Raw genomic sequence first — 15,618 nt, forward strand, 5'->3', positions numbered from 1 at the left:
GAGGCCGCGCTCAAAGGCAGTCCAGGTGCAGAATTTTGCGCTTTTGGAAGGGAATTTTGAGCGGCGTTGCGCAAGAGCAACAAACCGGCCTGTTTTGAGGCCCTAGCGGCAAGTTCGGCAGCCTCACGTTGTCAGTGCATTTCTAGAGGGCAAAGCAGCCGACATTGGACAATGAGCGCCTCACGTCTCGCTGTCTTCTACAATGGAGGCTGGCGGTGGTCGATAATGGCTGTCGCCCGAAATCACAACGTTCGAGCCGGAAATCTGAAACCTCTCAGTAACCAGCGCAATGCGCGACGGCGTTTGGATACGAGCATCGGCATAAACGAAAAAGCACTCCTGGCTTGGCGAATATACGACCCGGCCTCGTGGCCAGTCCTCATATTCGCTCGACAGCAAAGCGGCCGGGAGGTTTCTCGCGCGTAGCCAAGCCGAGCCACGCCGTTTCATCTTCTCCCAAAAGACATAATGGCCGCCTGGATGGGTCAGGAGCTCGCCGTAAGTCTCGGCGCTGGCAAGGTCGAGTGTGTCGGCGAAAATTGCATCATGTCCCTCCCGATCGACCAGAAGCCAGAAATACCCCACCTGTCCGGCCCTGCCACTAGGGTGGTCGCTAACAATCATGTCACCTGACATCTGCCGACCCCAAACTTCACACAGCCGCGGCGCCTCATGCCTGCTTTTGCAAACCCCTTGCTTTTGGGACGAAGTCAAGGCCTCTCCGACAAGTCTGGCCAGGTCAAAGTCGCATAATACGCATTGTCGAATTTCTCGCCTTACGTCGTCTAACCAGGCGCCTCAATTCAATCCGGTCATGAAGCGCCTCAAACAGCGGTCTGGGCCAATCCAAAGTTCGACCGACTGGAATGACGACTTCCACCGCCCTGCAACCCCATCTCCGAAGCGTTGCCGACGCAAATTGGTCGGCGTTCACCGGCCCCCATTGCGCGCTCTCATTTTGTCGCTATGATAAAAAGTGCCATAGATGGAATTAGTATGAAAAAAAACTTCACAACCGAAATTGCGACCACCAAGGATGTCGCCGACGTAGCCAGCCTGCTGAGTTGGGCCTTCGGTTTCAGCAAGGCGCGGTCGCAAGAATACATCGCCAATATCGGGATCGAGACGCTGCGGCTCATGCGCGACGAGGGCGGCCGTCCGGTCGTGTGCGCGGGTCTGCTTCAGACGGCGCATATCTTCCACGGCAAGGCCGTGCAGGCGGCAAACATTATGCATGTGGCGATCGCGCCGGAGCGGCGCGGCCAGGGCATCGCCGTGCCTTTTGTCGATGCTCTCTGCGATGAGGCGAGGAGCAAGGGCGCCGCGATAGCCACGCTGTTTGCCTCGACGCGGCCGGTGTACCGCAAGGCCGGCTTCGAGCTTGCCGGCCATGAGATCGTCTATGAAGCGGCGACGGCGGCATTCCCTTCTGCGAGCCGGCTCGCCTTCGATCGCGTCGAGCTCGACGATCCGCGCCTGGCTGGCGCCTATGACGCCAAGACGCGTGGCGAATCGGGCTTGCTCGCACGCGCCGCCGCCCACTGGAACGAGTTGCGGCGCGCCCCGACTGATGCGCTCGCAGCCTATCTTGCTGAAGGCGAGGTCGCCTATTTGATACTCGACATGGGCGACAAAACCTGCCTGGTGGTACGGGATTGGTTTGCCGCGTCGCCCGAGGCGGCGCAAGGCTTGCTTTCCTTTCTTGCCCGCTTTCGCTCGGTCTATCCGGCGGTGCGCTGGCATGGCGCCCCGCAGGACGATCTGGTGGCGGCGATGCCGGACAAGGGCTGGCGGCTTGCGCGCCAAGAGGAATGGCTGTTGCGAGTGCTCCATCCAGCGACGGCGCTGCGCCAGCGCGGCTATCATGTCGACCAGGCAAAGCTCGCGCTGCACATCGGCCATGCAGCGCTCGAAATCGAAATTCGGCAAGGCGTCGCCGCGGTGCGCGAGGGGTGTGATGCATCCGGCCCGGCCGTGCGCGTGGACCCGCCGGCCTTCGTCCAGCTCTTCACAGGCTTCCGCAGCGGATCGAAACTGGCGCAGTATGGCCTCGTTGCCGGCGACTCGGCTGACATACGCCGCTGTGACCAGTTGTTCGCCGGACCGCCGCCCTGGGTGGCGGAGCATTTTTGAGTATGGTTCTGGACATGCTCGTAGCGGGAATCTTCTGAGGGGTCTTGCATGACACACGCGCTGATAGCCTCGTTGAGAGCAGCGGCGGGCGATATGACGCCGGCGCTGGCGCGCGTCGCCGAGACGGTGCTGGCGCAGCCCGACGCCACCTTGCGCCAGAGCATCACCGAGCTTGCCGAGACATCCGGATCGTCCGAGGCGAGCGTCATGCGCTTCTGCCGCGACCAGGGCTTTTCCGGTTTTCAGGACTTCAAGCTGGCGCTGGCGAAGGAACTCGCGACCGACGAGCGGGCGAGGGACAACGGCCTGCCTTCCGACGACATCCAGCGGCTGGTGGAGACCGCGATCACCTCGCTGCGCGAAACCGAGCAGCTCATCGTCCGGGAAGATATCGCCACCGCCTCGCGCAAGCTGCTGGGCGCGACAACGGTCGAGTGTTTCGGCATCGCCGCCTCCGCCGTCACGGCGCAGTATCTCGCCTACAAGATGACCCGCATCGGCAAATTCAGCCGCGCGCTCGGCGACGCGCATCTGGCCGTGATGGCGGCGGGAACCGCGCAGCCGGGAACGGTGCAGGTGGTGATTTCGAGTTCCGGCTCGACGATTGATGCCGTGCGCGTGGCAGAGCTTGCCCGTTCCAAGGGCGCCTTTGTCATCGGTATCTCGAACCGCTCGAAGAGCCCACTGATTGCCGTCTGCGACCTGGCTTTGATCGCATCCTGGCCGGAGACGCCGCTCACGGGCGGCGCCTTCCCCTCGAAGATCAGCCAGTTGCTCATCGTCGATGCGCTGGTGGCCGAGATGACCAGACAGGATCCGAAGCGGCTGGTCGAGCTCAGCCGCACGGCGGAGGTCGTGAGTGACCGCAGCTTCTGATTTGCCTGTGCTCGCCATCGATATTGGCGGCACCAAGATCGCGACAGCCGAAGTGAGTGGCCGCAGGATCGCAAACCGCCGCCAGGCGCCGACGCCACGCACCGGCAAAGGCGACCATCTGATCGCGGCCATTGCCGGGCTTGCGCCGAAAAGTGGTTTTGGCGCGGTCGCCGTCGCTACCACCGGCATCGTGCGCGACGGCGCGCTGACGGCGCTGAACCCCGAAACCCTGCCGATCGAGGACGGCTATCCGATTGCCTCGGCGATCGAGCGCGCTTTCGGCATGCCGCCGCTTGTCGTTAATGACGCCCAGGCCGCCGCCTGGGCCGAATTCACCATTGGCGCCGGCAAGGGATTTCGCAACTTCGCCTTCTTCACCGTTTCGACCGGCATCGGCTGCGGGCTGGTGATAGATGGCCGGCTGGAAAGCGGCGCCACCGGGCTTGCCGGCCATGTCGGACATACGCGCTCCGAACCAGGCGGCATCCTGTGCGGCTGCGGCCGGCGTGGCTGCCTGGAGACGGTCGCCTCGGGTACGGCCTTGGCGCGGCTGGGCAGCGCGCGCCTGGACCGCAAGGTTGCGGCGCCGGAGCTGTTTGCGGCTGCGGAGGAAGGCAACGCTGCCGCTGCGGGAATCATCGCCGGCGCGGTCGTCGCGTTGGTCGACGCCTTTGCCGACCTGACGGCCTCCGCCGATATCGACTGCTTTGCCGTCGGCGGCGGCGTCGGCCTCGCCGGCGGTTTCATCGAGGCGCTGCAGGCTCGCTCGCTCGACCTGCCGCGCGTCTACCGGCGTCCCATTGTCGCCGCGCGTGCGGGCGCCGATGCCGGCCTGCTTGGCGCGGCGATGCTGGCGCGTTCGACAAAGTCTGACGGAAATTTTCATCGAATATAGCTTCTTGACAAAAATTTTCATCCACGCTTGGTTAGGGGGGTAGTGCTCTTCCAGGAGATGACCCGGTGCAGGCCAAGCAGAGCGATTTGCTCGCCACACTCGATGGAACGCTGGTCGTGTCGTGCCAGGCCGAGTCCGGCCTGCCGCTCGACGCTCCCGGCCACATCGCCGCGATGGCGCGCTCCGTCGTGTTGGGCGGCGCCACCGGCGTGCGCATCGAAGGCGCGGCCAACATCGCCGCCGTCCGCGCCGCGGTCGAGGTGCCGCTCATCGGCCTGATCAAGGTCAGGCGCGACGATACCGAGGTCTACATCACCCCGACGCTCGACGACGTCGCCGCCGTCATCGAAGCCGGCGCCGATATCGTCGCTATCGACGCCACCAGCAGGCCGCATCCGGCTGCGTTGAAGGCGATGTTCGCCAGCATCGCGGCGAGGGGGCGGCTCTCCATGGGCGATGTCGCCACGCTCGATGAAGGCAAGCGCGCGCTCGACGCCGGCGCTGACCTCATCAGCACCACCATGGCCGGCTACACGGACTACTCCAGCGATCAGCGGGGCCCCGCCTTCGCCCTGATGGAGGAATTTGCCCGCGCCGGCCTGCCTTTCGTCGCCGAGGGGCGCATATGGTCGCCGGACGAGGCCGTCCGCTGCTTCGAGCTCGGCGCCCGCTTCATCGTCGTCGGCGGCGCGATCACGCGGCCCGATGCCATTACTCGCCGCTTCGCCGACGTGGTCGCCGCTTGGGGCGCCCGTCCGCAACTGAGAAGGAATCCGACATGATCAAACGTCGCCGCGTCGCCGTCATCGGCGCAGGCTTCATGGGCTCCATGCATGCCGGCATCTTCGCCGGCATGATGGGTGCGGAGCTCGCGGCCATCGTCGACCCCAACCGTGCGCTGGCCGAGGCGGTGGCGGCAAAGGCGACGGGCTGCAAAGTCTATGACAGCCACCAGGCGCTGCTGGCGGCCGAACGCGATCTCGACCTCGTCTCGATCTGCACGCCCGACAACCTGCATCTGGCGCCGGCGGTCGCGGTTGCCGAAGCCGGCATCAACGTCTTCGTCGAAAAGCCGATCTCCTCCAAGGTCGACGACGCCCGGGCCATCATCGCTGCCTGCGAGGCGGCGGGCGTAAAGCTCGGCGTCGGCTACCTGCTGCGCTTCGATCCGCGCTACGCTGCCGCCAAGGAGCTGATGACATCGGGCAAGATCGGCGAGCCGATCCACATCTATGCCCGCCGCAACAGCGCTCGCACCGAAGGCCCGAAGCGCTATGGCGGCAAGCTGCCGCTGGCGCTGCATGTCACCGTCCACGACGTCGACATGGTGCTGTGGATGCTGGAAGGCCAACAGCCGGTGTCGGTCTACGCGCAGCAGACCGACAAGCTGCTGGGTAGCTCCGGCACGCAGGACAGCATCGCGGCAATCGTGCGCTTTTCCGGCGGCACGGTCGTCAATTTCGAGAGCGCCTGGTCGCTGCCGTCCGGCGCGCGCCACATGATCGACGCGCGCATGGAACTCCTGGGCACTGATGGATCCTTCGAGGTCCAGTGCGGCGACAGCGGGCTCTATTTCGCCAGCAACGAGGGGTCGAGCGAGATCGACACTCAGCACTGGCCTCTCATCAACGGCCGCGTCGACGGCGACCTCGCGCGCCAGCTCGGCGGCCTTATCGACTGGCTGGACGGCGCGGCCCTGCCGATCGCCACCGGCCGGGAAGCCCTTCGTTCGCTCGAACTCACCCTTGCCATGATGCAGTCGGCGCAGAGCGGCGAAATCGTGCGCCTCGGTTGAGCTCAATCAAACGAACGGCGCTGTTGCAACGAGGCCCGACGGCCCAAGAATGGGAGACGAAACATGCTGAACAGACGCAATCTACTGATTCTTGGCGCGGCCGCCGCCGCGCTGTCGCTGGCCGCGCCGGCGTCCGCTGAGGACAAGCCGTTCAATGGCGTGCAGATATCGGTGCTGCTCGAGGGCCACCCGACCACCGACGCCATCCAGAAGATGGTGCCGGAATTCAAGGAGAAGACCGGCATCGACGTTGCGATCGAAGTGGTGCCCGAGGCGGACATCACCGCCAAGGAACTGCTTGAATTCTCATCCAAGTCCGGCCGCTACGATGTCGTCCAGAACAACATCATCTACCTGCCGGGCTTCGTGAAGTCCGGCTACATCGTGCCGCTCGACGATTTCCTGACCAAGCACAAGGAGAATTTCGACAAGGCCGATTTCGTGCCCGGCTATTTCAACACCAATGTCCTCGACGGTAAGGTCTACGGCCTGCCGGTCTATGGCGAGAGCACCTTCGTCATGTACCGCAAGGACCTCTTCGAACAGTACGGGCTGGCCGCGCCGAAGTCCTTCGAGGACATCGAGAACGCGGCGAAAACCATCTCGGAAAAAACCAACAAGCAGATCGCCGGCATCACCATGCGCGGCCAGCAGGGCATCCAGGGTGTCTATGTCTGGGCGGGCTATCTGTGGGGCTTCGGCGGCTCCTTCTTCGATGCCGGCGGCAAGTCGGCGCTGGCGACACCTGAAGGCATCGCCGCGCTCGACGCTTTCACCAAGGTCCTCAAGGACTACGGCCCGGTCGGCGTCGCCAATTTCGGTTGGGAGGAAAACCGGCTGCTCTTCCAGCAGGGCAAGGCGGCAATCACGCTCGATGCGACCGTCAACGGCGCCTACAATGAAGACCCGGCCGTCTCGACGGTGGTCGGCAAGGTCGGCTATGTGCCGGTGCCGATGAAGTCGGCTTCGCCCAAGGGCGGCTCGTCCTCGCTAGCCGTGCATTCCATGTATGTCTCGGCCGAATCGAAAAACCAGGAAGCGGCGGCCCTCTTCGCCGCTTGGGCGACCGCCAAGGAACAGCAGCTGAAGTCGATCGAGACCGACCCCAACTCCGGCGTGACCTCGCTCTCGGCGCTCAACAGCGACAGCTTCGGCAAACGCTACGGCGCCTTCAAGGAAGGCATGATCGCCGCCATCAACGCCGGCAACCCGCAATATCTGCCGACAGTCGAGCAGGCGAACGAGATCATCAACAACACCGGCATCGCCGTCTCCAAGGCGCTCGCCGGAACCGCAAGCGCCGCCGACGCGCTGAAGGAAGCTGACGAAGCCAACAACGCTGCGCTCGCCCGCTAAGGGTCGAGTGGCGTGCCCTGCCGCGTGCGCTCCCTGTGCGCGGCAGGGTGAAATTCTCAGGTTGATCCGATGAGACCCGTGGCCGCAGCGTCCGATCCCACAAAGCATTTCTTCCAGCCGATCATCGTCTGCCTGACGGTGGCTTCGGTGGCGCTGACGCTGTTCGTCATCTGGATATCGCTGCACGATCTTTCGCTGATGCGGGCAGGGCGGGAAAAATTCGTCGGGCTCGACAACTACATCCGCTTTCTCAGCGATCCGCGCGCCATGGCCGCGCTCTGGCGCTCGGTGCTCTTCACCACATTGGCGACGGTGATCGAGATCGCGCTTGGTCTTGCGGTGGTGCTCTTCCTCGACCGCGACTTCGCCATGAAGCGGCTGGTGCGCACGCTGCTGCTCGTGCCGATCATCATGACTCCGGTTGTCGTCGGGCTCACCTGGCGGTTCCTGTTCGACCCTGCCACCGGCATGGCGAACTATCTTCTGTCGTTGGGCGGCATTTCCCAGGTCGACTGGCTGGGCAGCCCTCAGATCGCTCTCTTTTCGGTGCTGATCGCCGACATCTGGCAGTGGACGCCCTTCGTCATCCTGCTGGTGATGGCCGCGCTGGAATCGGCGCCGACCGATCCGCTCAACGCCGCCCGCGTCGACGGCGCGCGCGAATGGCAGGTCACCTGGTATGTGCTTCTTCCCATGCTGCGCCGCGCGCTCGCCATCGTCGCGCTGATCCGGGCGATCGACAGCATCAAGGCCTTCGACCTCTTCTACATCATGACCCGCGGCGGCCCGGCGCTGTCGACCGAGACGCTAAACTATTACGGCTACATCGTCGCCTTCACCAATTTCGACATCTCCTACGCATTGGCCATTGCCATCATTCTGACCGTGTTCACCAATGTCGCGCTGCTCACCATGTACAGCGTGCTCTTCCCAAAGACGGGGGACCACTGATGGCCAGGCGCACGCTGTTCTATCTCGGGCTGGTCCTGCTTCTGCTGGCGGTGCTGTTCCCGCTCTACTGGGTCGTCGTCACATCCTTCAAGACGACGCGCGACGCCTTCGCCATCCCGCCGGTCTGGTTGTTCAGCCCGACGCTCGACAACTATCGAACAGTGTTCGCCAATCGCGGCTTCCTGAGCGCGTTCGCCAATTCTTTCATCGTCTCGATCCTGTCCAGCGCGCTGGCGGTCGCCATCGGGTCGGTAGCCGCCTATGGCCTGGCGCAACAGCCGGCGGAGCTGCGGCGCGCTCGCGAAAAATTCATCCTGAGCCTGCGCATCGCGCCGGCGCTGCTCTTCGTCATCCCGATGTACTATCTGGCGACCCGCATCGGCGCGCTGAACAAGCACTGGCTGCTGGTCGCGGCCTATGCCTTCGTCAACGTACCCTTTGCCATCTCGCTACTCATCACCTTCTTCGACGACATCCCTAAGGAATTGCGCGATGCCGCGCGCGTCGATGGCGCGCGCGAGTTTTCGATCTTCTGGCATGTGTATCTGCCGGCCGCGCGCGGCGGCATCATAGCCACGCTGATCCTGTGCGTTCTGTTCACTTGGAACGAGTTCTTCGTGGCATTTGTGCTCACCGGACGCGACACACAGACGCTGCCGGTCTCGATCACCTCGTTCCTCACATTCCAGGGCATCCAGTGGGGCGCGCTCACTGCCGCCGCCACCCTCATCATGCTGCCGATGATCGTGCTCGGCGTTCTTGTGCAGGGACAGATGGTGCGCGGCATGACCCTTGGCAGCGTGAAGGGCTGAAGAACCGATGGCGAAACTTTCTATAAGGTCGGTCTCGAAATCCTATGGCGCGGTCCAGGTGCTGGACGACGTCTCGGTCGAGGTGGAGGAGGGGTCCTTCGTCGTGCTGCTCGGCCCGTCCGGCTGCGGGAAGTCGACGCTGCTCCACGCGGTGGCCGGCCTCAACCCGATCGACTCCGGCACGATCGTCATCGGCGACCGCAACGTCACCAACTTGCCGGCGCGGGACCGCGACGTGGCAATGGTCTTCCAGTCCTATGCCCTTTACCCGACCATGACGGTGGCGCAGAACATCGCCTTCCCGTTGAAGATGCGTGGCCTCGATCGCAGGACATCCGATGAGAAGGTCGCGGGCGTCGCGCGCCTGCTGCAGATCGAGCCGCTGCTGGCGCGGCTGCCGCGCGAGCTCTCCGGCGGCCAGCGCCAGCGCGTCGCCATCGGCCGGGCGCTGGTGCGCGATCCGCGCCTCTTCCTCTTCGACGAACCGCTCTCCAATCTGGACGCGGCATTGCGCACCGAGCTTCGCGCCGAGATCAAGCGCCTGCACCAGTCGATCCGCCGCACCATGGTATATGTCACGCATGACCAGACCGAGGCGCTCACGCTTGCCGACAAGATCGTCGTGCTGAAGTCGGGCCGCATCGAGCAGACCGGCACGCCGCTGTCGCTCTACGACGATCCCGACAACGCCTTCGTCGCTGGCTTCATCGGCACGCCGCGCATGAACTTCCTCAAGGCGGTCGTCGTGGACGACGGCAAGGCGCTGACAACCGGCGAGGCGAGAGTGGACATCTCGCATCTCAAAACGAAGCTGGAGAACGGCAAAACGGTGACTCTGGGCATCAGGCCGGAACATCTCGACGAAAAGCAGGGCGTTGCGCTGCCGCTTGCCGTGGACGTCACCGAGCGCCTGGGCTCGACCTCCTATGTGCATGGCGCGCTGCCGAGTGGCGAGACCGTCGTCGCTGAACGCCGCGAGGACCAGCCCCGCTTCGGCGAGACAATCACGCTGCACTTCCAGCCGACGCGGGCCCGCGTTTTTGACGCTGACGGAAACCGCATCCGCTGACGGAAGGTACACCGTCTGGTAGGGCCCTTGTTCCCGACTTAGGCCCGGCAAGTCCTATTTGCGATCGGGACAGATAACTGTCGCGAGTCTTTACCATGGGCGCGCAACGGGCGCGTGTGACGACGTTCGGGCTAATGATCTCGAGGTCGTGCTCACTCTGCCAAGAACTTCCGCAGCACGTTGGTGGTTAATCTCGCGATGTCGTTGTCATAGCCATTTGACCCCAGGCTACCTGCCCAGCAGATGGAGCCCGTTGAGAACACCTTGCCCCCTCCGGGATGTTCAACAAGAACCACGTCGGCGCGCACGTGGGGGTTTTTGGAACCCTGCTGATTTGGTGCGACTTCCGTGACGCTGTCGAGGCTTGGGAAGAAGAGATCGTTATGTCTGGACGACATCAACACGACCGTGCTGTCGGGCGTCCCGCGCGCTGGATCTACGTGATCGAGCTCATCGCCGGCCGCGCCACCCAACAAATAACCGTGCTCACCCACCGTTTCGCTCGCAATACCCTCGAAAACCCACGCCACCGCTTCGGCATGGCTTTCCGGCGTGCGCGTGAAGCCCGAGGCCGGCCCCCATCCGGCGGCGGCCATGCCAATCCCAAGGAACGGATTTTGGTCACGGCCGCGGTGCCTGTAGGCGCCGCCCATCTCGCCGGTCGAACTGTGATAAAGCTCAGCCGCATGGGAGGTCCAGTTGCGCTGGGCCGCATAGCCGCGCCGCACCTCGATGGCGGTGCGCAGCTTGTTGACGTAACTCGTGACCCAGAAAAATCCGTTGGCTCCGAGATACATCAACTTGCCGCCGTCCTTGACGTAATCTTCGAAAGCGTCGAACTCGGCCGCAGTGGGGTATTCCGGGTGGCTTCCGGTGAGGACCACGTCGTAGCCGTCGAGCAGGCTTTTGCCTAAATTATCGACGTCCTCATCGGTCGCCACGTCGAATTCGATGCCGATGCTGTCCAGCCAACCGGTGATGAAGAAGTCGCCGGAGAAATGTCTCGGTCCGCCCGCCAGCCAGTTGATGTAGTTTGGCTGCACGTTGGTCAGGGGGCGCAACCGCGAAGCATAGATCACCCCGCTATCGTCCGAATGCCGATCGTACAGCGATCTGCCGAGTGAAGGTATCTGCTGAAGAATGGTTTCCGCCTTGTCCAGCACGATCGGAAAACTCATCATCTTTTGATGGGCGATTCCGCGCTCGCCCTCCCAAAGATGCTCGTTGCCATAGGCGAGGTAAGTGTTCGTTGGAGCGACGAACAGGACCCGTTTCCTGACCGCGCCCGGGCGAACATAGAAGGGAATGTAGTAGCTGGTTTCACCCTGGATCAGGCGAACGGCATATATCCCGCTTTCGGCGGGAGCTTCGACCTCGAAGTCCGTTTTCCATTGCGCGTCATCGAGATCGTCATCATGCAGATGCAATGCATTCCACTGCGCCGGGTCGTCGGTCCAGCGGATGGTCTTCTTGTCCCATGCAGGACCAAGAACCGCTCGAGCCGGCCGGTTGAGTAGCCGTCCGTGCCGCCCGGCTCCGGAGAGGTCCACCGCGATGTCGCTGTCCATTTGCCTGGAGAAGTCCCATTGCAGGATAGGCTGCTTCGGCGACGCTCCAAATACAGTGACCTCGGATACGCATCCGTTGAAGCAGTCCGTCGCGCGGCCGTCTTCGGCATGCGCGGCGCCGACACGAAAACGTGCGGCGGATCCTTCCGCTACGACGACCGGCGTCGACCAGCAGCGCGTGCCGGTCTGTTCTTCCGCGGTCAGGCGCAGTACCGCTTCGCCGGGGTCATAGACAGCCTTCAAGAGCACCCAACGCCCCTTGGGCAGCGGATCGGGTGAGGACCCCATCGTGACCGCGCCGTTCGACGACCGCAGATATAGCGCCAACCGGCCGGTCCGATCGAGTTCAAGCATCATGCGAGTGACAGAGCTATCGTCAGAGAGGCTGAACAGCGTCTGGCAAAGACGACCTGGAGCGGTCGGTTTCACCCACAGGCTGACCCCAACACCCTTGGCGAAATCGACCCTCGGCAAGGCAGCATCGACGAACGATCCCGGATGAAGTGCCTGCACCCGGCCGGTGTGCTGACAATTGCTGTTGGATGACACTGGTTCTTCGGCAACCGAGAGACCGGCGGCGCCTTCTTTCATGCCTCGCACGCGCACCAGTTGCGATCTGTAGATGCCCGCAGCGCTGACTTTGATTTCGACATGGTCGCCTGCATCGACGGAAAGCTTATCGGCATAGCCGATCAACATCTTGATCTTCTCCCAACTTGGGTTGCGGCAGACAGGCGGCCAGTTTAGCGCGACGACGAAGATCCGCTTCGGGCAATGAGCGCGTCCGCTATGACCGCGGCTACGAGCACGCCGCCCTGAACGAGCAAGCGCAATTGCGTGCTGGCGTTGATCAGGAACATTCCGTTGGCGATCGAGCCGATGACGAGGGCGCCAAGAATAGCTGCCCAGACACTGCCACGACCGCCAAAAAGGCTCGTCCCGCCGATGACCGCCGCCGCGATTGCCTCCAGCAAGAGACTTTGGTCAGCCGATGCCGGGGAGACGCCCAGCACCCGGGCCGCAGCCACGACCCCGCCGAGCGCCGTCAACATGCCGAGAATCGAAAAGGCCGCCATCTTCATCCAGTTCACAGGGATGCCGGCGCGGCGTGCCGCCTCGCGATTGCCGCCGATGGCGTACAGCCAAATGCCGAACGGAGTTTGGGTTGTGGCGTAGGACAAGATTGCGATCAGGCCCGCGAGCACGGCAACGGTCAGAGGCACGCCTCGGTAAGCATTGAAAATGGCGACAACCGCCAGACTGGCAAAAATGATGGCGACGCCAATGGCCATGGAGCTCATCAAATTCGATGGCAAACCGTAGGCCACTCTTTGGCGGTGATCGTTCAATCGCATGGCAAGGCCTATCAGCCCGACGGCCGCGGGCAAGGCATAGCTGACGGTCGTTGGCAGACGATAAGCGGCCAGGAACTGCAAATCGGTCCCGGCGAGAGGAACAAGGCCGCTTTCTGCCGGAAGCAAAATCAGCAAGACACCTTGCAGCATGAGCGAGAAGCCGAGTGTGACGATGAAGGCCGGTGCGCCGCTATAGACGATCATCGAACCCTGCAGCAAACCGTAGAGGCCGCCGACGGCAATCGCGATGATTAGCGCGATCGACAGCCCGACGTCCATGTTGACGACGAGCACGCCGACAATGCCGGCGCACACGGCCGCGAGACCGGCAACCGAAAGATCGATCTCGGCAACGACCAGTACGAGGACAAGCCCGAGCGCCACGATGCTTGTGGTCGCGATCTGATCGGCAAGGTTGGTCAGGTTGCGCGCTGAGAGAAACACTGGGGATTGCGAGGCAAAGATCGCCCAGATGAGACCCAGCGACAGCAGGACCGGTACGACACGCCATTTTGTCGATAGCGCCTCAAGCAGGTTCTGCCTGAAACTGATTTTCGCAGGCGCCGTTGTGAAAGAAACTTGTCGTCCCGTGGTGTTCATAGCCTGCATCCCTTCAATGGTCTGTGCCGGTTATGGCTGCGACCAGGCTGCTCCTCGTCCATTCCGCGACTGGCCGCTCGGCGGCTTTGCGCCCCAGGCGCAGGACCACGATCCTGTCTGCAATGTCCAACACATCACCCAGGTCGTGAGAGACGAGGATCACGCCCAGACCCTGCTCGCGAAGGCGCGCGATGAGTGCCATGACCTCCGCCCGTTGCGCCACGCCAAGCGCGGCGGTTGGCTCGTCGAGCAGAATCACTCGCGGTTTCGACAGAACCGCGCGCGCGATGGCCACAGACTGGCGCTGGCCGCCAGAAAGCCGTCCCACGGAGACACTGTAGTCCCTGATCTTCACGTTGAGACTGGACAGGGCCGCATGGGCTCGAGATTCCATCAGCGGTCGCGAGAGCTTTGCACCCCGAAGCAGCCCTGAATGCATTTCCCTTCCCAGGAAAAGGTTCTGAACGGTATCAAGATTGTCGCAAAGCGCGAGGTCCTGATAGACCGTCTGAATGCCCAGCTCCGCCGCATCCTGCGGCTTCCTCAGCGATACCTCTCGCCCGTTAAACAGAATCCTGCCCTCGTCGGCGGTAACGATCCCGCTGATGATCTTGACGAGGGTCGACTTTCCGGCGCCGTTGTCTCCGGCCAGCGCCACGACCTCTCCCTCCCGGACGTCGAAATCGACGCCCGAAAGGGCGGTGATGCCGCCATAGTGCTTCCCAATTCCCGCCAGGGACAGGATTGGCGCGTCGTCGTTCACGGCGACCATCTTGTTGCTACCGCTTCTCTGCATCAGCCGCGACAGAAGGCGGAGTCGGCGGCCACGCCTTTGGCGCAGATCTGTTCCTTGGTATAAAGACCGGTGTCGACCACCGATTTCTGAATGTTATCCTTGGTGATGACGCTGTTCGGCGCGTCCACCTCGGGAATGCCTCCCTTGTAGCCGTTGTCGAACGTGGTCGCGACGAGATCAGCCGGTATCTTGTCGCCCTTCATCGCGTGCACGGCCAACTGGACGGCCAGCTTGTTCATCGCGACATAGTCCACAGTCATGTCCATCTCCTGCAGGCCGGCAGCAACGCGCTGCACTCCGGCAAGAGTGGCATCATACCCGCCAAACAGCTTGATCCCCTTGAGCCCGGCGGCTTCCACCGCAGCCAGCGCCGCACCGCCGGTGTCGTCATTCATCGAGAAGATCGCATCGACGCCATTGTGGGTCTTGGTCAGGCACTGATCCATTGCAGTCTGAGCATTGGCCGGGAGCCAAAGCAGCGCATCCGCCTGACAAACGACCTCCAATTTGCCGGCCTTGATCAGCGGATCGAGATATTCGCCAATGCCCTTCACCTGGTCGCCGTAGAACGGAAACTTGGGATCGCCGTAAATCTTCGCCAGCCGGACAGGCTTGCCGGTCTTGGCGTTCATCTCCTCGATTACCTTGGCCGCCGCCTGCGCCTGCTTCTGGCCGATTTCAACGAAAGGGGCGGTCAGGTAGGCGTAGGCAGGCCCGCCAGTGCAAGCGTGAATGGTGCATATAAGTGGGATCCCGGCTTGCTCGGCCAGAGCCAAGGTGCCCGCGGTCTGCATTGGATCGACGGCAACCATCACGATTGCTTTGGCATCGTTGGCGATAGCGGCCTGAACCTGCGAGGTCTGTTGCTGCACGTTGTTTTCGGAGTTGAGAATCTCGACCGTCATTTTCGGCACCAATTCCTTGGCGGCCTTCAAGAAGGCTGGCTTGTCGAACTGCTCGAAGCGGACTGTCGTGAAGTCCGGCATGATAAAGTAGATCTTGCCGGTAAGCTCTTCTGCGGCGGTGGGTGGCGTGAGTGCCATGCATGCCGCGAACCCGCACATCAGCGCTGACATACGAATCTTCCCAACGAATTTCCTAAGCATTACGAGATCCTTCCATTTTCGCTGTTCTCTCTCTGGTCCGCCGCATCATCCGAGTTTCGGAACATCACAGGGCTTGGAGCATGGCTTCGGCCGTGCTCCGTCATTTTGGGAGATTGCTATTTTTGAAAGTTCCGGCCTCCGCCCTTGGACGCGCTCCCATCGCCTTACGCATCGATATCGGCCGTTTCTGCGACGGTCTTCGGTGAATGCGTGTAAACGTTTTCAAAATGGCGCGCTGGAGCGACGGTGTCAAGCGCAAAGAGGTTGGAGTGTTTCAGGCCATATAGGCTTCGTCCGCGAGAACAC

The 15,618-nt window shown here is 62.7% G+C and carries 14 protein-coding genes; 9 read left to right on the forward strand and 5 right to left on the reverse strand.

The window, feature by feature from the left end:
- Positions 1–180: 180 nt before the first annotated feature.
- Entirely contained in the window at positions 181–636 is a 456-nt protein-coding gene (locus EN818_RS17595) for a hypothetical protein (RefSeq protein ID WP_135904977.1), read from the reverse strand.
- A gap of 360 nt (positions 637–996) precedes the next feature.
- Between EN818_RS17595 and EN818_RS17600 the strand changes: the two genes are divergently transcribed.
- The 9 genes from EN818_RS17600 (at position 997) to EN818_RS17640 (ending at position 9,887) form a co-directional block, all read left to right on the forward strand.
- Positions 997–2,133 carry a GNAT family N-acetyltransferase gene (locus EN818_RS17600; RefSeq protein ID WP_135904975.1) on the forward strand — a complete coding sequence of 379 codons (1,137 nt, stop codon included), beginning with the start codon at positions 997–999 and terminating at the stop codon, positions 2,131–2,133.
- Positions 2,134–2,181: 48 nt separating this feature from the next.
- Complete coding sequence (locus tag EN818_RS17605) at positions 2,182–3,009, forward strand: MurR/RpiR family transcriptional regulator (protein WP_127421059.1); 828 nt, start codon at positions 2,182–2,184, stop codon at positions 3,007–3,009.
- Positions 2,993–3,904, forward strand: coding sequence for an N-acetylmannosamine kinase (locus EN818_RS17610; RefSeq protein ID WP_135904973.1), 912 nt, complete (start codon positions 2,993–2,995; stop codon positions 3,902–3,904). Before EN818_RS17605 ends, EN818_RS17610 begins: the two co-directional genes overlap by 17 nt.
- A gap of 65 nt (positions 3,905–3,969) precedes the next feature.
- Positions 3,970–4,686: an N-acetylmannosamine-6-phosphate 2-epimerase gene (locus tag EN818_RS17615; protein ID WP_135904971.1), complete on the forward strand. Its 717-nt coding sequence runs from the start codon at positions 3,970–3,972 to the stop codon at positions 4,684–4,686.
- Positions 4,683–5,699 (forward strand): Gfo/Idh/MocA family oxidoreductase, encoded by a 1,017-nt coding sequence (locus tag EN818_RS17620; protein ID WP_135904969.1) that lies wholly within the window; start codon positions 4,683–4,685, stop codon positions 5,697–5,699. The genes EN818_RS17615 and EN818_RS17620 overlap by 4 nt, the downstream gene beginning before the upstream one ends.
- A gap of 63 nt (positions 5,700–5,762) precedes the next feature.
- Positions 5,763–7,055 (forward strand): sugar ABC transporter substrate-binding protein, encoded by a 1,293-nt coding sequence (locus EN818_RS17625; RefSeq protein ID WP_135904968.1) that lies wholly within the window; start codon positions 5,763–5,765, stop codon positions 7,053–7,055.
- Positions 7,056–7,124: 69 nt separating this feature from the next.
- Positions 7,125–8,006 carry a sugar ABC transporter permease gene (locus tag EN818_RS17630; protein WP_135904966.1) on the forward strand — a complete coding sequence of 294 codons (882 nt, stop codon included), beginning with the start codon at positions 7,125–7,127 and terminating at the stop codon, positions 8,004–8,006.
- On the forward strand, positions 8,006–8,818 hold the full coding sequence (locus EN818_RS17635; protein WP_135904964.1) for a carbohydrate ABC transporter permease: 813 nt from the start codon (positions 8,006–8,008) through the stop codon (positions 8,816–8,818). The genes EN818_RS17630 and EN818_RS17635 overlap by 1 nt, the downstream gene beginning before the upstream one ends.
- Before the next feature lie 7 nt (positions 8,819–8,825).
- Positions 8,826–9,887 (forward strand): ABC transporter ATP-binding protein, encoded by a 1,062-nt coding sequence (locus EN818_RS17640; RefSeq protein WP_127404878.1) that lies wholly within the window; start codon positions 8,826–8,828, stop codon positions 9,885–9,887.
- Between the two features lie 152 nt (positions 9,888–10,039).
- Here the strand turns inward: EN818_RS17640 and EN818_RS17645 are convergent, their stop codons facing one another.
- From EN818_RS17645 to EN818_RS17660, 4 genes are read right to left on the reverse strand one after another with little or no spacing between them, the layout of a single operon-like run.
- Positions 10,040–12,154, reverse strand: coding sequence for a N,N-dimethylformamidase beta subunit family domain-containing protein (locus tag EN818_RS17645; protein ID WP_127404877.1), 2,115 nt, complete (start codon positions 12,152–12,154; stop codon positions 10,040–10,042).
- Positions 12,155–12,198: 44 nt separating this feature from the next.
- On the reverse strand, positions 12,199–13,410 hold the full coding sequence (locus EN818_RS17650; protein WP_210236478.1) for an ABC transporter permease: 1,212 nt from the start codon (positions 13,408–13,410) through the stop codon (positions 12,199–12,201).
- A gap of 13 nt (positions 13,411–13,423) precedes the next feature.
- Positions 13,424–14,173, reverse strand: a complete 750-nt coding sequence (locus EN818_RS17655; protein WP_210212543.1) for an ATP-binding cassette domain-containing protein — start codon at positions 14,171–14,173, stop codon at positions 13,424–13,426.
- A gap of 32 nt (positions 14,174–14,205) precedes the next feature.
- On the reverse strand, positions 14,206–15,282 hold the full coding sequence (locus tag EN818_RS17660) for a sugar ABC transporter substrate-binding protein (protein ID WP_189523807.1): 1,077 nt from the start codon (positions 15,280–15,282) through the stop codon (positions 14,206–14,208).
- Positions 15,283–15,618 lie beyond the last annotated feature (336 nt).

The sequence above is a fragment of the Mesorhizobium sp. M3A.F.Ca.ET.175.01.1.1 genome (genome assembly GCF_004791945.1).
GTDB lineage: Bacteria > Pseudomonadota > Alphaproteobacteria > Rhizobiales > Rhizobiaceae > Mesorhizobium.